This is a genomic window from Burkholderia sp. PAMC 28687, assembly GCF_001577465.1.
Classification (GTDB): Bacteria; Pseudomonadota; Gammaproteobacteria; order Burkholderiales; family Burkholderiaceae; genus Caballeronia.
The window spans coordinates 964819-982369 of record NZ_CP014507.1; the positions used below are offsets into that span (position 1 = coordinate 964819).

A 17551-nucleotide genomic window follows, 5' to 3' on the forward strand; every position below is an offset into this window, starting at 1 on the left:
GCGAGAACCCAAAGCGATTTTAAGAATTACATCGCATATTGCAACGCGAGGTCGAAACCCAATACGACCACCGAACAGAAAATGCCGAGCAGCAAGTTGCCTGCGCGATGCGCCACATCATGATGCTTGGTCAGCATGGCTGCAGCCATGAATGCGATCTCGACCACGACCTGCATCAGGAACACGGCCAGCATGAGCGCGAACTCATAACTCATCGCGCTGAAGTCCGTGAAGTTGAATCCGCGGACTGCGACCCACGACCCTACGCGCCATAGCTCATACACCGCCAGTACCAACGGGAACAGATAACTGAACACGTAGGTCGGCATTGTTGCGTGACGCAATTCCATGTGGAAATGACGAGTTGTTTGCATCTGGCTCTCCTTGATCCTGGCTTGCCGCCGGTATTGCTGCCGGCCTAGGTTAAACCTAATGAGTATTCCAAAGCGGCTTCGCTGACTTCGTCATCTACTTATTAATTAAGACGGAGACATGAACGTCGTGCTTTGAGAATAGGCCAATTTCAGAAGAAGCGAATCATCGTATTCCCCATGTCGTTGTCCCATATGACGCGGACGTTCGACATGTTGCAACGCAGCTTAATAAAGCACCTACAGACGTACTTTCACTATTGCGGTTTAGTCAGGCATCCTCGTTACTGTACAGCTTGATGATCGCGGAGAAGTCCAGCCCGCCCAAGCCCTGCATGCTCATTGATTGATAAAGCTGTTGTGCAAGCGCGCCAAGCAGGATCGGTTGCTTCACCTGACGCGCTGCATCAACGGCGAGTCCCAGATCCTTGAGCATCAGGTCTGCGCCAAATCCCCCGGTATACCCGCGTGAAGACGGCGCGTTCGGCAGCACGTTAGGGTAGGGATTACACGTATCGGCGCTCCAGCAACGACCTGTCGATGTGTTGATGATCCCGGCAAGCTTGTTCGGATCGATTCCGAGCGAAGCGCCCAGCTTCATGGCTTCGGCCACGCCGATCATCGAAATGCCTAGCAGGAGGTTGTTGCAGATTTTCGCGATCTGGCCGGTGCCGGTGTCACCGCACTGCACCATGTTTTTGCCCATCCCCGCGAGCACCGGCTTGAGCGTTTCGAACAACTCGGCATTTGCACCGACCATGAACGTCAGCGTACCGGCCTGCGCGCCCACCGTGCCGCCGGACACGGGGGCATCGGCGAACGGGTTGCCATGTTTTGCCGCGCTCTCACCAATCGAGCGGGCGGTCGCCGGATCGATCGTGCTGCTGTCCACCAGCGGCACGCCTGCGCGCACGCCCGCGAGCACGCCGTCGTCGTTTAGATAGACCGCCCTGACGTGCGCGGCCGCGGGCAGCATGGTGATCACCACCTCGGCCTCGCGCACCGCTTCACGAGGCGATACGGCAGTCCGCGCGCCGGAGTCGACGGCTGCCTGCAAGGCCGTCTTCGATAAATCGAACACCGTCAGCGAATGTCCCGCCTTCAGCAAGTTGGCGGCCATGGGGCCACCCATGTTGCCGAGCCCGATAAAACCGATTTCCATGGCGTATCTCCTGGTTATTGTTCTGTGCGGAAAATGCTTAGCGAAGCGAAATAGTCGTGTTCACGCCGTCGTTGACCGTGGCGTCGTCGAACCAGCGCGATGTGACCGTTTTCGTCTGCGTGTAGAACTGCACGACCTGCTTGCCGTACGGGCCGAGATCGCCGAGTTTCGATCCGCGCGAACCGGTGAAACTGAAGTACGGGACCGGAACGGGAATCGGGATATTGATGCCGACCTGGCCCACGTCGATCTCACTCTGGAACTTGCGCGCCGCCGCGCCGCTTTGCGTGAAGAGGCCAACGCCGTTACCCATGGGATTGCGGTTGACGAGGGCGATGGCGTCATCGAGCGTGGCTGCTTCCAGCACGCAGATCACCGGGCCGAAGATCTCCTGCTTGTAGACGGTCATGTCGGTGGTGACATCGGAGAAGATCGTCGGGCCGATGAAGTTACCCTTCTCATAGCCCTTCACTTCCACGCCGCGGCCATCGAGCGAAAGCGTTGCGCCCTCGCCCACACCTGCTTCGATCAAACCGAGAATGCGCTCCTTCGCCGCACGCGAAACAACGGGCCCGACATCCGTATTCGCCTCCGTGCCGCCGTTGATAGACAATCCGCGCGCACGCTCGACCAGATCCGGCAACCAGTCCTTCGACGCCCCCACGAACACCACGACGGACGTCGCCATGCAGCGTTGCCCTGCCGCGCCGAACCCGGCGCCCGCAAGTGCGTTGAGGGTCTGCTCCTTGTTGGCATCGGGCAGGACGACGGCGTGATTCTTCGCGCCCATCATGGCCTGCACGCGCTTGCCATGCTGGCTGCCCAGGTTGTACACGTGCGTACCCACATGCGTCGATCCGACGAACGATATGGCCCGGATGTCGGGATGCGTGCAGATGGCATCGACCACATCCTTGCCGCCGTGGACCACGTTCAAGACGCCCGCCGGAACGCCGGCTTCGAGCGCGAGTTCGACGAGTTCCATGGTCGACAACGGGTCCTGTTCCGATGGCTTGAGCACGAACGTATTGCCGCAGACGATCGCCATCGGGAACATCCAGAGCGGGATCATGGCGGGGAAGTTGAACGGCGTGATGCCGGCGCAGACGCCTATCGGCTGGCGCAGCGTGTAGGTATCCACGCCGCCCGCGACGTTCTCCGAAAATTCCCCTTGCTGCAACGTGCCGATGGAACAAGCATGCTCCACGACTTCGAGCCCGCGGAAGATATCGCCTTCGGCATCCGCCAGCGTCTTGCCTTGCTCGGCCGTCAGCGTCTGCGCGATGCGTTTCATGTTCTGGCGCACGAGGTCCTGGAACTTGAGCATCACGCGCATGCGCACGCCAAGCGACGTCAGCCGCCACGTCCTGAACGCATTCGCCGCCGATGCCACTGCGGCATCGACTTCGTCTTTCGTCGCGAACGGTACGCGTCCGACCACTTCCTGCGTGGCGGGGTTGACGATGTCGCGCCATTCCTTCGTGGTCGATTCCACGAACTTGCCATCGATCAGCAATTTGGCCGTGCGTACGGAAGCGGTGTGTTCGGCGAGCGCCGGGCGGTCAGCAGCGGTATTCATGTGGGAGTCTCCTGAAGGAAGGGGCAAGCAAGCGGAAGACGCGGACCATTGCTACAGGAAAACCCGCGCGAGGTCGCCAAGAGGAAATGTCGTCTCCGTTTATTTGAATAACGTCAGTATAGTTATGCAAATCTCTCTAAAGTATCGATAGAAACACCCATCCGATATGCAAAAAAGCACGCCATCGACCGCACACAACCTGCATAACCTGAACTGGGACGACCTGCGTTACTTCCTCGAAGTCGCGCGGACGCAGCGGGCGAGCGGCGCGGCGAAGCGTCTTGGTGTGGACTACACGACCGTCGCGCGCCGCGTCCGCGCGCTCGAAGACGCATTGGGCACCCTCCTTTTCGACAAATCCCGCAGCGGCGGATTCATCCTCACTGCGGAAGGCCAGCGCCTGCTTGCCTACGTCGATGCCATGGAAACCACGGTCCAGTCCGCGACGGAACACATCGCAAACTCGGGGCACGCGTTGTCCGGCCACGTGCGCGTGGGATGCACCGAAGGCTTCGGCTGCTTTTTTCTCGCGCCGCAACTCGCGCGCTTTCAGGACACGCACAGGCAGATCTCCATCGACCTGTTGCCGGTCCCGCATTTCGTGAGCTTGTCCAAACGCGAAGCGGATATCGCGGTGACACTCGAGCGCCCCGAACACGGGCAGACCGTCTACACGAAACTCTGCGACTACCGCTTGCGTCTCTACGCCACGCGCGAATATCTCGCACAGCATGAGCCCGTGCATCGAGTCGAAGATCTGAGGACGCACCGCTTCGCAAGCTACATCGACGACCTCGCTTTCAGCTACGAACTCCTCTATCTCGATCGTGCCATTCCGGGTGCGGTTTCCAACTGGCGCAGCACCAGCGTGATCGCGCAATATCACGCTGCATTGCAGGACCGCGCGCTCGCCATCCTGCCGTGTTTCATGGCCGCACAGGACCCGCGTCTCGAACCGGTACTCGCCGATGACATCGTCGTCACGCGTGCGTTTTATCTTTCCTGCCGCGAGGATTTGCGCAAACTGAAACGCATCACGGCAGTGTGGGATTTCCTGCGCACAGTGGCCGAATTGAACCGTCCGCTGCTCATGGGCGAAGCCCGTGAAATGCTGTGGAGCGAAACGGCGCAGCCCTGAATTTCGCGTTTATTGAGCAACCCTTATATATGAGATACGCATTTGGATAGTTGGCGCATAATCGTCCGCCCATAAGGCCTCTCGCCGTAGCCCCGCTGCGGCGTTTTCACATGGACGTGACTTTCATTTATCTCAATTTCAACCTTCGAACACGCGCCAGTGTTTCTGTTTTGGTGAACGTTATTTTGCCTTTGCGCGCGTCGCGCCCGGTGCACTGATGGCGTTCGTCATCTGGTCGCGAAGGACCATGTCGAACCAGCGTGTCCGGTTCGTCGAAGCGCGCACGGTCCGCACAATGGTGATCATCGCCGTCATTGCAATGGTTCTCGCTGCGCTCGCGCTTGGCATTGCAATTGGCGCAGCAATGGGCAACACGCATGCAGCCGGAGAAAAAGCGCAGGCCGAGCGCCGCTCCTACGAAATCGATGAGCTCGGCAAGATCAGTGCAACGCTCATCCATCTCGAACCGCGCGTGGGACAACTCGTTACGCAAGTCAACGAACTGCAGGACTTCGAAGCGCAGTTGAAGGCGTCGCGGCGCGCAGCCGATCGTCCGGATATCCACAACGTGCCGCCGCTGCCCGACAACGACGACGAATCGCCGCTCGACAGCGCCGGTGGTCCGTTATTGCCCCCACGACGTCCGAAAGACAGCGCCGCGACGAACACCCGACGCCCGGCGTCACCGCCCGCGCAGGCGAGTGCAACCGACGCCGCCGAGGGCGGTCCGGCACTCCCCGCAAGGCTCTGCGATGCCCAGCGCGCCACGCAGACCGGCTCGGCGCCGCAGCGCCTGCGCCGCACGCAAAACGCACTCGATTGCCTCGATACAACCCTCAACCAGCTCGACGACGCCGTCTTCGCGCACTACGCCTCGTACATGGCTTTTCCCGGCCGGCAACCCGCGCCAGGGGCACGCTTTGGCTCGCCGTTCGGCAACCGCATCGATCCGTTCAACCAGCATCTGAGTTTTCATCCAGGCATGGATCTCGTCGCGCCGTCAGGCACGCCCATCTTCGCAAGCGCGGGCGGCCGCGTGATCCAGGCGGGACCGCACGGCGGATACGGCAATGCAATCGATATCCAGCACAGCACCGGCATGGTGACGCGCTACGGTCATACGTCGAAGATCTTCGTGAAGGTCGGCGACCTCGTGATGCCCGGCCAGAAGATCGGCGAAATCGGTTCCACCGGCCGCTCGACCGGACCGCACTTGCATTTCGAGGTGATCGTCGACGGAACGCAGGTCAATCCCAAGCACTATCTCGCGCTCTTCAAGCCGACTTCCCATGCCGCAAGCTGACAAACGCCGGGCGACGCATCGCCTCACGCGCCGCACCTATTCGCTGACTTCGCGCCGGGGGCCGAGCTGGGCCATGATCATGCTCGGCCTGCTTGCTGCCGCGTGCGCCGCCGCAGCGCTCGCGGCAGCAGGCTTTGCGCTCGTGACATCGCGGGAAAACAGCAAGAAAGCCGATGCCTTGTGCGCACCGCCCATGTCCGAGCGTGAAATTCGCGAACAGCTCGCAAAGGCGCAGATCGCGCTCGATCACGAGGTCGCGACGCGGCTCGTGCTGCAGCAGCAGGCAACCGACAGTGCGGCCGAAATGCATCAGATGCGCACTGATCTCGCGTTCATCAAACGCCAGCGCGACAAATCCAACTAACGCAGCATCCAGGGCTTCCAGGCGCCGGCCACGCGCCTTGCACGCGGCCAGTATCGAAATCGCAATCCAGACCAGAAAGGGGTCATCCATGTTCAAAGCAAAAAAAAACACCGGCGTCGGCCAGGCCAAGCTTGCCACGCTGATCGCACACGATGTCCAGATCGCCGGCAATCTCGAATTCAGTGACGGGCTGCGCATGGACGGACATGTCAAGGGCAACGTGACCGGGCGTCCAGGCGAGCAGACATTGCTGGTCGTCAGCGACCAGGGATCGATCACGGGCAATGTCGTGGCCTATGACATCGTGATCAACGGGACCATCAATGGCGATGTGACCGTCGAGCATTTCGTGGAACTGCAATCGAACGCGCACGTGAACGGCAACATCTATTACCAGCAACTGCGCATGGATGTCGGCGCGTCGGTGGAAGGCAAGCTCACGAAGCGTGACAACACACTGGCGCCGGTCGAGACGCCCCGGCTTAGTTCCGAGATGGCATCGGATTATTCGAACAGTTAGGCTTCACCTCGTGGCCGGCGCCGCCCGCCGGCCACCCGATACGCGCCCTCGCCTTGGGCAGATTCGCAAATCCGCTAAGATTCACGGAAGTTCCGGCGGACGGCTTCACCACGCATCCAGTATCAGTGCGGGGTGGGCCGCGCCGGTTTCATTACCGTGTAAGAAGGGCGGACTACATGCTGGTCAATTGCGCGGCCTATCAAGATGGCCGCAAGCTCGCCGATGTCCCCATCGACGATATCTCCGCCTATCGGGATGTTCCCGACTGCTTCGTGTGGGTCGCCTTGAAAGACCCGGGTCCCGGCGAACTCGCGCACATGACGCACCAGTTCGGGCTGCATGAACTCGCGGTGGAAGATGCCCAGCACGGCCACCAGCGTCCGAAGATCGAGGAATACACGGATTCGCTGTTTTGCGTGCTCCACACGGTCGAACTCGACGCCGAGGACGAACTCGTGGTCGGCGAGATCAATGTGTTCGTGGGCCAGAACTACGTGCTCTCGGTGCGCAACCGGACCAGCCAGGGTTTCCAGGAAGTGCGCACGCGCTGCGAGCGCGAGCCGCATCTGCTCAAGCACGGCCCGGCGTTCGTGATGTACGCCCTGATCGATAACGTCGTCGACCGCTATTTCCCCATCCTGGAAGCGCTCGGATCGGAACTCGATGAACTCGAGGAGCGCATTTTCGAGCGCAATGGCTCGGCGGCGTCGCGGGTGATCATCGAAGACCTGTATTCGTTGAAGCGTCGCCTCGTCTTGCTGCAGCATCACACGGCGCCGTTGCTGGAGGCGGTCAGCAAACTCTATGGCGGCCGCGCGCCGGGCGTCTGCGACGGCATGCAGGACTATTTCCGCGATGTCTACGACCATCTGCAGCGCATTGTGAAGACCATCGAGGGACGCCGGGAAATGGTCGTCACCGCCATCCAAGTCAATTTGGGGCTGATTTCGCTGGCGGAAAGCGAGGTGACCAAACGTTTGGGGTCATTTGCTGCGCTTTTTGCGGTTCCGACCATGATTGCCGGCATCTACGGCATGAATTTCCACAAGATTCCGGAACTGGACTGGGCATATGGCTATCCGGCGTGCATCACCGTGATGCTGCTGGTCGACATCTTCCTTTGCTGGCGGTTCCGCAAGGCGGGCTGGCTATGACGGTATAATGGATCTTTCGATGCTGCCGGAAAGCAGCGGGACGGCGGGCGCGAATGAGCAGCATTGATCCGAAAGCGGACGAGCCGCTCAGGTCTGAGGCCACGTCAGCATTGCAGCATCGAGAGGCGGGGCCTCCGGCGACAGCAGAACTTTTTTCTGATTTGCTGTCTAACATTACACAGTGCGCCTTGGCGCAGCGTGTTCGCCACGGCAGCAGCGATCCACCCGGCATTTCAGCGCAAGTTCTGGTTGAGTGTCATCGCCCCGGCAGTGCAGGCTTCGCATCGAAACGCGGCCAGGCACTCGTCTTCAGAGTCGTCTTCAAAGTTTAAACAGCAGCGACGTCGGCGGATGGCTTAGTCCATGCGTTATATCGTGTATGACTCACGGTATTGCGCGCTTTACCCCGGCGTTCTTCGACACCTACAGCCCGGCGAACGGCTGCACCCCGAGTGCGCCGTGCGCTATTTTTTGCTCGAAACCGCTGATCGACCGCGAGCGCCGAGGCGCCCGGACTGGCCGTCGGCGGGGTTGTGACGCATCGAATGCACTATTTCGATGCCCGGGCGGGCGCAATACAGGAATTCACGAAACATGAAAGAACTGGTCAAGCCGCTTAAGACGTACAAGGGTTACGAAATTCACCCGCTGATCTACCCGCGCGGAGCACGTCAAGGCGCAGCGGTTCGTGCAGCCGATACCGGTTACGAAGCATCGGTGCGTATCTGCCGCGCGCCGCCGGCTGGTGAAGAAGCCACGGGCGAAAGCCGCGTGTTCCGCATCGAGCAGGACGGAAGTTTCGAAAATGGCGGACAGGCGCGGCGGGCCTGCTTGTTGCATGCGGAAAAGCTGATCGACGGTCAGATCGACGGACAGTCTGTTGCAGATCTGTGACTATCGGTGATTGATATCCGATAAAAGGCATCGCGGTTGCATGCTGGTCTCGCATACAATCGCATCGAACGACGAATTAAGGAGCTTTATATGGCGAAAGAAGAATTACTCGAGCTGGACGGCATTGTTGACGAAGTGCTTCCCGACAGCCGCTACCGCGTGACGCTGGATAACGGCGTGGTCGTGGGCGCGTATGCATCGGGCCGCATGCGCAAGAATCACATCCGGATTCTTGCTGGTGACCGCGTGACGCTGGAATTGTCGGTGTATGACCTGACGAAAGGCCGGATCAACTTCCGGCACAAGGACGAGCGCGCTACCGGCGGCGGTGGACCGCGTCCGCAAATGCGTCGCCGTTAAGACCGGATGTCCGTATAAGGCACGCGTCAATGCGCGCCGTGGGCAACAGGTAACAACGCAGCAACGCCGAGAGCCAGGCTTCGTCGGCGCCGCCGCTGGATGCTGTCAGGCAGCATCGCATGGCGCCGATGTCGCTCTCCCGTCTGTCAAAAAACTTTTTCCCCTTTCCGGGCCGCGAGCAATCCGTTCACGCCCACTGCGAACCCGTCTTCGTCGTTTGTCGACGATACGAAGGTGGCGTTTGCCTGCACCTGCGCCGACGCCTGCCCCATCACAATCGACACGCCCGCAACATCGAACATGGCGACGTCGTTCTGCATATCCCCCAGCACCGCCACGTTTTCCAGCGCCACGCCGGCAAGCTGCGCAAGTTCGCGGATGCCTTCACCTTTGTTGGCGAGCGGATGCGTGATGTCGAGGTAATAGCTTTGCGAACGCATGGCAGTGGCCTGGCCCTTCAACGTGCCTGCAAACTCGGCTTCCTTGCGTTCGAGCAAAGCCGCGTTACTGGTCGACGCCACGATCTTCTCAACGGAACCCAGGTCGATGTCCTCGAACCGCTTCACCACCACCGCGTCGTATCCCACGGTCCGGCGCTCGAGTGGCACGTACTCGCCGGCGGGATTCGTGATGTACCACTGGTCGTCGATAAACACCCACGCATCGATCCCGTCGCGCGCCAGGCTTTCCAGCGCAATTTCGGCGGCATCACGCGCGAGCCAATGCGCGTTCATGGTCTTCCAGCCGGCGGGGTCCACAAGTTTGCCGCCGTTGAACGCGGCAAACGGCGTCTTGATACCGAGCGTATCCACGATCGTGCGCATGCCCTTGCCCGGCCGGCTGCTCGCAACCGTAAAGCGCACGCCCGCGGCGCTCAGGTTGCGCACGGCTTCCTTTGCGGGCTCGCCGAGGGTTTTATCGGTGTAGAGCAGCGTGCCGTCGCAATCGGTGATCACGAGTTCGACCTTCGATAACGCCTCCGCCGCGCGATCGGAGTCGTCCTGTGAGCGTTTGGTCAGCTTCAAACCCTTGGGCATCATTCGAATGTCCCCGGCGGCAATTGCCGCGTTTCGCGTACCGAACGCGGATGCCAGAGACGCGCGCCGCCTTCGATGCCCGCTTCGTTCGACACCACTTTCACGTTATCCGGCAAATCGAACTTTAGATTGGCCGCGTTGCCGCCGCCGATCCAGAGGCGGTCGTAGTTCACGAGCGAACTCAGGATGCCGATGACCTTTTCCACACGACGGTTCCAGCGCTTGTTACCCGCCTTGTCGCGCGCGGCATTACCGAGATATTCGTCGTACGTCTTGTTCTTGCTGACCGGATGATGCGCGAGTTCCAGATGCGGCATCAGCTCGCCATCGCGGAAGAGCGCGGTGCCGGCGCCTGTACCGAGCGTCAGCACGAGTTCGATCCCCTTTCCTTCGATAGCCGCCAATCCCTGCATCTCGGCGTCGTTGATGATGCGCACCGGCAAGTGGTGGCCGAGCTGATCCGAAAGCATTTGCGCGAGCGGGATGTTGCGCCAGCTTTCATTGCCGAGGTTCGGCGCGGTCAGCACATGGTTGTCGCGCACCACGCCAGGAAAGCCGATCGAGATATGCGTCGCCGGCAACGGCAGCATCAACGGCTCGACCAGCTTGACCAGCGTGTCCACCAGCAACTCAGGCGGGCACGGATGCGGCGTCGCGACTTTCAGGCGCTCGGTCTTCATGGTCCCGTGCGCGTCGATGATGGCCGCTTTCAGGCCCGTCCCGCCAACATCGATGGCAAGGATTCTTTCGAGGTGCGTGCGGTCTTTCGTGGCACTGCGTTTCGCCGGTGTGCTTGCCGCTGCCTTTTTTGCTGCTGTCCCCATCAGGTTTCTCCTCAGTTCTTGTCGTTGTGACCGGCATTTTTCGTGTGTTCGTCGCCAAGCGGACGCCATGCGCGGCCATCAGCCTGCAGCAGTGCGTCGGCTTCCTTTGGGCCGGCGCTTCCCGCCTCGTAGCCATGAACCGGCAACGGACCGCCTTCGGGATGCAGAACGGCGTCGACTGCCGCCCAGCTCGTCTCGATGCTGTCCGCGCGCTGGAACAGCGTTTCGTCGCCGAGCATGCAGTCGTACAGCAGCGTTTCGTAGCCTACGTTCGGTTTTTCATCGAAGAAATCGCCGTATTTGAACGACGACTGCACCGCCCCGACCTGCATCACCGGACCCGGCACCTTGACGTTGAAGTCGAAGGTCGTACCGTGTTGCGGATCGATGCGCAATGTCAGCACGTTCGGCACGAGCGTATCGACGGGTGTGTCGCGAAACAGCAGGAACGGCACGGCTTTCAGTTGAATCGATATCTCCGTGCGCCGCGCCGTCATGCGCTTGCCCGTGCGCAGGTAGAACGGTACGCCGGCCCAGCGCCAGTTCTCGACATACACCCGCGCCGCCGCGTACGTTTCCGTCTGGCTGTCAGGCGCAACGTCCTTTTCCTCGCGATAACCCGGCATGCTCGCGGACTTCTCGTATTGTCCGAGCACCACGTCGCCGGCTTTCAGCGGCTGGATGGCGTCGAAGATCTCGGCTTTCTTGTCGCGGACGGCTTCAGCGTCGAAGGAATTCGGCGGTTCCATGGCGACCATGCCGAGCAACTGGAACAGGTGGTTAGGAACCATGTCGCGAAATGCGCCGGTTTGCTCGTAGAATCCGCCACGCCCTTCCACGCCGATGGTTTCCGCCGCCGTGATCTGTACGTGATCGATATATTCACGCCGGAAGATCGGTTCGAACAACGCGTTGGCAAAGCGCACGGCAAGAATGCTCTGAACGGTGTCCTTGCCGAGAAAGTGATCAATGCGATAAATCTGATTTTCGCCGGCGAACTTGAGAATGCTCTCATTCAAATCTTTCGCCGATGCGTAGTCATGCCCAAACGGCTTTTCGATGACCACGCGCCGGAACGCCTGATCGTTTTCTTTCAGTAATCCTGCCTTGCCGAGTCGCTCGACAATGGGCTTGAAGAAGCGCGAGCTGACGGCGAGATAAAAAATGACATTTCCACTTTCACCCAAAGTCTGCTTTAGCTTGTTGAATACGTCATCCGTTTCGAACTCGCCTGCAACGTACTGCAGGCGGTCGGCAACCCAGTTCCATGCCTTTTCGTCGAGCTGGGATGTATGAAAGGCGCCGGCCTTGTCGGCGGCGAAACTCTTGAGCGATTCAGTGAGCTGGTCACGCCAGGCGCTGGTTTCGAGCTCGCCGTGATTGACACCGATGATCTTCATCTTGTCGTCGAGCAGACCGTCCGACGAGAGGTTGTACAGTGCCGGCATCAAGAGCCGCTTGGTGAGGTCGCCGGCAGCGCCGAAGATCACGAGCGTGCATGGTGGGGCAGGATGTTTGCCGGGAGCCGGCGGGGAGGACGTAGCAGTAGCAAGTGGGGTCGACATAGGGTTCTTTAAGAGAAGAGTTGAACGCACCGCCTATTAAAGACCATCTTAGCCGTCTCACAGTTCAAAATCGTGACCAATCGGCGAGCTTATGCCCGCCGCCGTATGCAATTTGTAATCAAGACCGGGCTGTGCCGGTAGAATGTCGGCACCTCGCGGCGGCACGCCCGGCCGACTTTTTCCATCATCAGGGCAGGAGTTCCACACATGATTCAGACAGTCTCGCCGGTGCAGCTCGCCGCCTATTTCGACCGCATCGGTTATACCGGCCCGCATGAAGCGAGCGCTGAAACGCTGCATGCGCTGCACCGGCTGCACCCGCAGGCCATCCCGTTTGAAAACATCGACACGCTGCTTGGCGTCACGCCGCGGCTCGACCTCGAGTCGGTGTTCGCAAAGCTCGTGAGCGCGCGCCGCGGTGGTTATTGCTATGAACACAACCTGCTGTTTCGCGCAGTGCTGGAGACCATCGGATTCGAGACGACCGGGCTTGCAGCGCGCGTGCTGTGGGCCGATCCGGATGCCATGCTGCCGCGCACGCACATGATGCTGCTCGTGGAAACGCCGGATGAAACCTGGCTCGCCGACGTTGGTTTCGGCAGCATGACGCTCACCGCTCCCCTAGTGTTCGATAACGGCCGTGAACAGGCCACGCCGCACGAGACCTTCCGCCTCGATCTGATCGAGCGCGGCGATTTCAAGCTGCTGGTTAAGCTCGGCGAGACGTGGAAGCCCGTGTACCGGTTCGATCTCGAACCCCAGGTGCCCTCCGACTACGCCATGGCGAACCATTACGTGTCCACCCTCCCCGATTCGATCTTCGTCAATCACCTGATCGTGGCGCGCGTGATCCCGGGGCAACGCCAGACGTTGTTCGACCGGACGGTGACCCGCCGGGGCACGGCTGAAGAGCATCGCGAACTCACGTCGGCCGCCGAGCTGCGCGGCGTGCTGGAAGACACCTTTGGCATCACATTACCGACGGACGCCAAACTTGCAAGCGTGCTCGAGCACCTGGCTGCGCAAGCCGCATCCGCCGCGACCTGACCATCAAACGAGCCGACCCAAGCATGCGTAAAACCGCCAGGCGCGCTCACGAAGCGTACCGGACGCCCGTGAAGAACGCCGTCCTCGAAAGCCGGCTGCCTCAGTGGCGTTCCACTTTCATCGTCATGCTGATGTTCGCCGCGTTCGCGACGCTGGCGGCGCGCGCGCTGTGGGTTCAGGTCGTGAACCAGGACTTCTACATCGGCGAGGGACAAAAGCGGTATCAGCGCACACTCGAACTCGCCGCCACGCGCGGGCGAATTGTCGACCGTAACGGCGCGATGCTCGCCGTGAGCCTCGCAACCTATTCGATCTGGGCGACGCCGTCGCGCTTCAGTGCCGAAACCCGGCCGCATGTCGCGCGGCTGCTCGACATGCCCGAAAAGGAACTCGCCCGCCGGCTCGGAACGGAGCGTTCGTTCGTCCTGCTGAAACGTCAGGTCGATGCCGACCAGGCGACGCGCATCGCGGAAACGGGTCTGGCGGGGGTCACGCTCGTCGCAGACACCAAGCGCTTTTATCCCGAGGGAGAGTCGGCGGCGCATATCGTCGGTTTCACCGATAACGAGGACCACGGCCAGGAGGGCGTCGAGCTCGCCGCGAACGATCGCCTCACCGGGGAACACGGTCAGCGCGAAGTGATCCGCGACCGGCTGGGGCGTGTTGTGTCGGAGATTGGCGAAGCCGAATTACCCGAGAACGGCGAGACCATCCACCTGACCATCGACCGGCGCATCCAGCAGCTCGCGCATACGCAACTGGCGGCGGCGATCAAAAGGCACAAGGCACGCGCGGGCAGCGTGGTCGTGCTGGATGCCAAGAACGGCGAGATCCTCGCGCTCGCCAACTATCCGACCTTCGACCCGAACGATCGCTCGCGCCTGACCGGCGAGCAGTTGCGCAACCGGGCGCTCACCGACACGTTCGAGCCCGGCTCGACCATCAAGCCGCTGGTCGCGGCGCTTGCCATCGATATGGGACAGGTGCGCCCCGATACCCGTATCGATACCTCGCCGGGCACCTTCAAGCTCGGCCCGAACACGATCCACGATACATCGAATCACGGCGTCATTACGGTGTCGGAGGCCGTGCAGATGTCGAGCAATATTGCGTTGACGAAGCTCTCGCTCAAGCTGCCCGCGCAGACGGTTTGGGACAAGTACCGCGAATATGGCATAGGGCAGGCGCCGGAGCTGATGTTCCCCGGTGCGGCGACGGGGCGCTTGCGCGCGTACCAGCGCTGGAGGCCTATCGAGCAGGCGACCATGGCTTACGGCTATGGCCTGTCCTTGTCGCTGTTGCAGATCGCGCAGGTTTATACGGCTTATGCCGGCACGGGTGAATTCCGCCAGTCGACGCTCGTACGCGGCAAAGCCGCACCGGAACCGGTTCAGGTCACCAAGGCCACGACGGCCGCGGCCGTGCGCAACATGCTCGAACTCGCGATGGGGCCCCGTGGCACGGGACGTGCGGCAGCGGTAGAGGGTTATCGGGTGGGCGGCAAGACCGGTACGGCGCGCAAACAGGTCGGGCGAACCTATGCTGCGAACAAGTATCGTGCGTCGTTTGTCGGAATGGCGCCCATGAGCGACCCGCAAGTGATTGTCGCGGTGATGATCGATGAACCGTCGGCAGGCTCGTATTACGGCGGGACCGTGGCAGGGCCGGTGTTTTCAGGCGTTGTCGGTGGAACCATGCAGCTTCTGGGCGTGCCGCCCGACGCCTGACGCGCTTTTACGTAAATCGTAAGGCCGCTGTGATGTAATCGGTATGACAGACCCAACGTTGCTGTGGCCGAATTTTTGAAGGACACCATGAAAAAGATTGCCTGCGCTCTCGCGCTTCCCTTGTTTTTGCTCCAGGCCTGCGGCCAGTTTCATAATGCCGACGCCGGACAACCCGAAGTCGAAACCGCCACGAACGCATCGGTCACGAGCATCGTCCAGTGCCTGACGGACGAGGCGCAAAAGCACGACGCGAAGTTCAAGAAAACACCGATTCCTCAAGGCACGATGCTCGAATTCGGCGATTCCAATGTGATCAAGGTTCGCTTCGACAACGGCGAGACCTCGTACCGGTTTTATCCGGGCGAACGGCACGTGTCGAACTTGTGGCTCGAAGGCGCGAGCAAGAAATGCGCGCCCGGAACCAACGGTTCCTGATGAGTTCGCCTTTCAAAGCCGGACAGCAAGTCAGACGAGCCGATCGTGCGGTCCACTAAAGCCATCAACGCCGTTGAACGCCTCAAGACACGCTCGGGCAATCCTCAGTACGCCGCTATCAGCCTGAGCGGCGGCCTTTTCTATCTCGTCGACCGCGCGCTCGCCGGCGAGCAAAAACTGTCCTCGCCCCTGCGGCTCGACGATTTTGTCGCGTTCGTGAACGCGCTCAAGCCTGAAAAACCACGACGCGTGAGCAAGCTCGACCTTGCGATGGACGAGCAGATCAAACGCAGCGGCAAGCCACGCGACCCAAGCACCGGGTAATCCTTACTACGCGAGCGTCCCATCACGGACTCTTTACCGCGAAAACGTTTGCGTATTTCATCCGTAAAACTCCCGTGTTCCCCTGCGCACCCAGCGGCGCGCCCAATGTGCGATTCCAGACAGTGCATGGCCGCCACACCGGGCGAGTATGCATCGACGGTCGCATCAAACCGGGGCCGCCCGACGCGCAGATAAGCGCGCAGGCGAAGGGGAAAAAAAGCCGGACGACGCACGACGGGCTATGTCATCGAAACAGGTGGCAGCGCTCGCGGCAGTACGCCGGCAAAAACGGTGGCGCAGATGAAAAACAAACAGGGTGCAACATCTGGGGGCTTGAAAACATCGTCGCATGCGGACGCGGAACTCCAGCACATTGAACGCGCAATCGGCCAGTTGCGCGCAATGAGCCAGAAGCCGACAGGCGCGATGAATGTGGACTACTGGCGTGAACGGCTTGCTGCGGTAGGCGGTGAACACGTGCTCGTGCCGGCTCAGCGGCAACGTATCGATGCATTGCGCAAGGTTCTCGATTCGTTTTCACAGCCGCCCGGCGGTCCGGTATCCGGGGGCAAGAGATCGACCAACAGGCTTTGGGCGAAAGCGGCGTAATCACGACGCTTTCGCCATTGCGCGCATTGAGTGCGCTTTCGTTGGTCATATGTTGTTGCTTGCGAACAGCGTGCCCTGGAGGCGTGCCGCTCGCAAGCAGGCAGAAGCATCAGTCGATCTCGGGCGCAATCGCCGCGTGATTGACGATCGCCACGAGCGAGATCCCGCCGATCATATTGCCGATGAACGTCGGCAACAGGAATACGAGCAGGTAATCGCGAATGGTCGCGGCGCCCGTCATGACCGCGTACGACGTTTCCACGGACCCCGCGATCACATGCGACAGCTTGCTCACGGCGACCGTGTAGGTGATCAGCAGGATTGTCAGGAAACGGGCGGAGCGCGCGCTCGGCAGCAGCCATACCATCAGCGCGATCAGCCATCCTGCGAAGATCGCGCGGACTACGGTCACGCCGAAGCTGCCGGAGATCGGTAACTGCGCAAGCTTGCCGAGCGACCCGACGACATCGTCAGAGAACACACCGTGGATCTGCAGGATCGCGGCGAAGATGATCGTCCCGATCAGGTTGAACGACAGCACGATCGCCCATAGCCGGAACGTCTTCAACAAGGTCTTCAGATCGCGGCGCGTGAGCACGGGCAATACGGCGCTCAGGGTGCTTTCGGTGAACAATTGCTGGCGTCCGAGAATCACGATCACGAATCCGATCGTGTATCCAAACGATGCCACCAGGTCGCGCCAGGGTTCATCGGGTAACGCGCTTAAAAGCGTGGCCTGCGTGAGAAACGAAAATCCTATCGATAACCCCGCCGCCAGCGCCGACCACGCCAGCGCGAAGAAGGTACGGTCCATCGAATTCTCGCCTTCCTCGCGAACGATCTCGTGGATCACGAGCGCGTGCGGGGACGAATGTTCGGCGGCCTGTTCCTTTTCGTCGCTGTCGAGATGGGGAGAGTTCGACCCTGCTTCCTGATTCTTTTGTTCTGCTTCCTGCTTTTGCGGCATCGCGCGCTCCCTGCAGCGCCCGCCGGGCCATGGCCGACGTCGCGCTGTCTTGTCTTGGCCAAGTCCGGACGAACGAGCCACCCCGACCATGGTTGGGGTTGCATCGCAGGAGCAGGAAAGATGCCTACTAAATCCTTACACCGTCTGAAATGTGGAGTGCGTCAACACCGT

Annotated in this window: 20 protein-coding genes; 13 read left to right on the forward strand and 7 right to left on the reverse strand. The window is 60.7% G+C overall.

The features are described 5' to 3' along the window. Positions 1-26 precede the first annotated feature (26 nt). From AX768_RS27260 to AX768_RS27270, 3 genes are all read right to left on the reverse strand, one after another. Positions 27-374 (reverse strand): hypothetical protein, encoded by a 348-nt coding sequence (locus tag AX768_RS27260; protein WP_062003176.1) that lies wholly within the window; start codon positions 372-374, stop codon positions 27-29. A 268-nt stretch (positions 375-642) separates the two neighbouring features. Next, positions 643-1533: a 3-hydroxyisobutyrate dehydrogenase gene (gene mmsB, locus AX768_RS27265; RefSeq protein ID WP_062003177.1), complete on the reverse strand. Its 891-nt coding sequence runs from the start codon at positions 1531-1533 to the stop codon at positions 643-645. 37 nt (positions 1534-1570) lie between these two features. After that, positions 1571-3112, reverse strand: a complete 1542-nt coding sequence (locus AX768_RS27270; protein ID WP_062003178.1) for a CoA-acylating methylmalonate-semialdehyde dehydrogenase — start codon at positions 3110-3112, stop codon at positions 1571-1573. A gap of 166 nt (positions 3113-3278) precedes the next feature. On the opposite strand from AX768_RS27270, the gene AX768_RS27275 reads away from it, so the two are divergent. The 8 genes from AX768_RS27275 (at position 3279) to infA (ending at position 8845) form a co-directional block, all read left to right on the forward strand. Next, positions 3279-4250 carry a LysR family transcriptional regulator gene (locus tag AX768_RS27275; RefSeq protein WP_062003179.1) on the forward strand — a complete coding sequence of 324 codons (972 nt, stop codon included), beginning with the start codon at positions 3279-3281 and terminating at the stop codon, positions 4248-4250. 217 nt (positions 4251-4467) lie between these two features. Next, positions 4468-5553 (forward strand): M23 family metallopeptidase, encoded by a 1086-nt coding sequence (locus AX768_RS27280; protein WP_062003180.1) that lies wholly within the window; start codon positions 4468-4470, stop codon positions 5551-5553. Beyond that, positions 5540-5917 (forward strand): hypothetical protein, encoded by a 378-nt coding sequence (locus AX768_RS27285; RefSeq protein WP_062003181.1) that lies wholly within the window; start codon positions 5540-5542, stop codon positions 5915-5917. The genes AX768_RS27280 and AX768_RS27285 overlap by 14 nt, the downstream gene beginning before the upstream one ends. Positions 5918-6005: 88 nt before the next feature. Further along, positions 6006-6437: a bactofilin family protein gene (locus AX768_RS27290; protein ID WP_062003182.1), complete on the forward strand. Its 432-nt coding sequence runs from the start codon at positions 6006-6008 to the stop codon at positions 6435-6437. A gap of 176 nt (positions 6438-6613) precedes the next feature. Further along, complete coding sequence (gene corA / locus AX768_RS27295) at positions 6614-7591, forward strand: magnesium/cobalt transporter CorA (RefSeq protein WP_062003183.1); 978 nt, start codon at positions 6614-6616, stop codon at positions 7589-7591. Positions 7592-7644: 53 nt separating this feature from the next. Then, positions 7645-7923, forward strand: a complete 279-nt coding sequence (locus AX768_RS33045) for a hypothetical protein (protein WP_144022133.1) — start codon at positions 7645-7647, stop codon at positions 7921-7923. Between the two features lie 271 nt (positions 7924-8194). Further along, a complete protein-coding gene (locus AX768_RS27300; protein ID WP_172812043.1) occupies positions 8195-8485 on the forward strand; it encodes a hypothetical protein in 291 nt (96 codons plus the stop codon). Positions 8486-8575: 90 nt separating this feature from the next. Beyond that, positions 8576-8845, forward strand: a complete 270-nt coding sequence (infA, locus tag AX768_RS27305) for a translation initiation factor IF-1 (RefSeq protein WP_050382773.1) — start codon at positions 8576-8578, stop codon at positions 8843-8845. A 146-nt stretch (positions 8846-8991) separates the two neighbouring features. On the opposite strand, the gene AX768_RS27310 is transcribed toward infA, so the two are convergent. From AX768_RS27310 to zwf, 3 genes are read right to left on the reverse strand one after another with little or no spacing between them, the layout of a single operon-like run. Further along, the gene (locus tag AX768_RS27310) at positions 8992-9885 is read right to left on the reverse strand and encodes a Cof-type HAD-IIB family hydrolase (protein WP_062003185.1); all 894 of its coding nucleotides are present in this window, start codon (positions 9883-9885) and stop codon (positions 8992-8994) included. Next, the gene (locus tag AX768_RS27315) at positions 9882-10706 is read right to left on the reverse strand and encodes an ROK family protein (RefSeq protein ID WP_082779108.1); all 825 of its coding nucleotides are present in this window, start codon (positions 10704-10706) and stop codon (positions 9882-9884) included. Before AX768_RS27315 ends, AX768_RS27310 begins: the two co-directional genes overlap by 4 nt. An 11-nt stretch (positions 10707-10717) precedes the next feature. Further along, positions 10718-12271: a glucose-6-phosphate dehydrogenase gene (gene zwf, locus AX768_RS27320; RefSeq protein ID WP_062003186.1), complete on the reverse strand. Its 1554-nt coding sequence runs from the start codon at positions 12269-12271 to the stop codon at positions 10718-10720. A gap of 207 nt (positions 12272-12478) precedes the next feature. On the opposite strand from zwf, the gene AX768_RS27325 reads away from it, so the two are divergent. The 5 genes from AX768_RS27325 to AX768_RS27345 all read left to right on the forward strand — a co-directional run bounded on the left by AX768_RS27325 (position 12479) and on the right by AX768_RS27345 (position 16413). Next, the gene (locus AX768_RS27325; protein ID WP_062003187.1) at positions 12479-13318 is read left to right on the forward strand and encodes an arylamine N-acetyltransferase family protein; all 840 of its coding nucleotides are present in this window, start codon (positions 12479-12481) and stop codon (positions 13316-13318) included. Positions 13319-13341: 23 nt separating this feature from the next. After that, positions 13342-15045, forward strand: a complete 1704-nt coding sequence (locus AX768_RS27330; protein WP_062003188.1) for a peptidoglycan D,D-transpeptidase FtsI family protein — start codon at positions 13342-13344, stop codon at positions 15043-15045. Between the two features lie 87 nt (positions 15046-15132). Continuing rightward, the gene (locus tag AX768_RS27335; RefSeq protein ID WP_062003713.1) at positions 15133-15480 is read left to right on the forward strand and encodes a hypothetical protein; all 348 of its coding nucleotides are present in this window, start codon (positions 15133-15135) and stop codon (positions 15478-15480) included. A gap of 45 nt (positions 15481-15525) precedes the next feature. Further along, positions 15526-15804: a hypothetical protein gene (locus AX768_RS27340; RefSeq protein WP_062003189.1), complete on the forward strand. Its 279-nt coding sequence runs from the start codon at positions 15526-15528 to the stop codon at positions 15802-15804. Between the two features lie 300 nt (positions 15805-16104). Beyond that, the gene (locus AX768_RS27345; RefSeq protein WP_062003190.1) at positions 16105-16413 is read left to right on the forward strand and encodes a hypothetical protein; all 309 of its coding nucleotides are present in this window, start codon (positions 16105-16107) and stop codon (positions 16411-16413) included. Positions 16414-16522: 109 nt separating this feature from the next. On the opposite strand, the gene AX768_RS27350 is transcribed toward AX768_RS27345, so the two are convergent. Then, entirely contained in the window at positions 16523-17380 is an 858-nt protein-coding gene (locus tag AX768_RS27350; protein WP_062003191.1) for a formate/nitrite transporter family protein, read from the reverse strand. Positions 17381-17551 lie beyond the last annotated feature (171 nt).

What these genes read in the sequence shown, in the direction of transcription:
- AX768_RS27280 (WP_062003180.1), top strand. Translation starts at nt 4,468, where the DNA reads ATGGCGTTCGTCATCTGGTCGCGAAGGACCATGTCGAACCAGCGTGTC.
- AX768_RS27275 (WP_062003179.1), top strand. Translation starts at nt 3,279, where the DNA reads ATGCAAAAAAGCACGCCATCGACCGCACACAACCTGCATAACCTGAAC.
- corA (WP_062003183.1), top strand. Translation starts at nt 6,614, where the DNA reads ATGCTGGTCAATTGCGCGGCCTATCAAGATGGCCGCAAGCTCGCCGAT.
- AX768_RS27260 (WP_062003176.1), bottom strand. Translation starts at nt 374, where the DNA reads ATGCAAACAACTCGTCATTTCCACATGGAATTGCGTCACGCAACAATG.
- AX768_RS27270 (WP_062003178.1), bottom strand. Translation starts at nt 3,112, where the DNA reads ATGAATACCGCTGCTGACCGCCCGGCGCTCGCCGAACACACCGCTTCC.
- AX768_RS27315 (WP_082779108.1), bottom strand. Translation starts at nt 10,706, where the DNA reads ATGGGGACAGCAGCAAAAAAGGCAGCGGCAAGCACACCGGCGAAACGC.
- AX768_RS27345 (WP_062003190.1), top strand. Translation starts at nt 16,105, where the DNA reads ATGAAAAACAAACAGGGTGCAACATCTGGGGGCTTGAAAACATCGTCG.
- AX768_RS27290 (WP_062003182.1), top strand. Translation starts at nt 6,006, where the DNA reads ATGTTCAAAGCAAAAAAAAACACCGGCGTCGGCCAGGCCAAGCTTGCC.
- infA (WP_050382773.1), top strand. Translation starts at nt 8,576, where the DNA reads ATGGCGAAAGAAGAATTACTCGAGCTGGACGGCATTGTTGACGAAGTG.
- AX768_RS27335 (WP_062003713.1), top strand. Translation starts at nt 15,133, where the DNA reads ATGAAAAAGATTGCCTGCGCTCTCGCGCTTCCCTTGTTTTTGCTCCAG.
- mmsB (WP_062003177.1), bottom strand. Translation starts at nt 1,533, where the DNA reads ATGGAAATCGGTTTTATCGGGCTCGGCAACATGGGTGGCCCCATGGCC.
- AX768_RS27285 (WP_062003181.1), top strand. Translation starts at nt 5,540, where the DNA reads ATGCCGCAAGCTGACAAACGCCGGGCGACGCATCGCCTCACGCGCCGC.
- AX768_RS27350 (WP_062003191.1), bottom strand. Translation starts at nt 17,380, where the DNA reads ATGCCGCAAAAGCAGGAAGCAGAACAAAAGAATCAGGAAGCAGGGTCG.
- AX768_RS33045 (WP_144022133.1), top strand. Translation starts at nt 7,645, where the DNA reads ATGAGCAGCATTGATCCGAAAGCGGACGAGCCGCTCAGGTCTGAGGCC.
- zwf (WP_062003186.1), bottom strand. Translation starts at nt 12,271, where the DNA reads ATGTCGACCCCACTTGCTACTGCTACGTCCTCCCCGCCGGCTCCCGGC.
- AX768_RS27310 (WP_062003185.1), bottom strand. Translation starts at nt 9,885, where the DNA reads ATGATGCCCAAGGGTTTGAAGCTGACCAAACGCTCACAGGACGACTCC.
- AX768_RS27330 (WP_062003188.1), top strand. Translation starts at nt 13,342, where the DNA reads ATGCGTAAAACCGCCAGGCGCGCTCACGAAGCGTACCGGACGCCCGTG.
- AX768_RS27325 (WP_062003187.1), top strand. Translation starts at nt 12,479, where the DNA reads ATGATTCAGACAGTCTCGCCGGTGCAGCTCGCCGCCTATTTCGACCGC.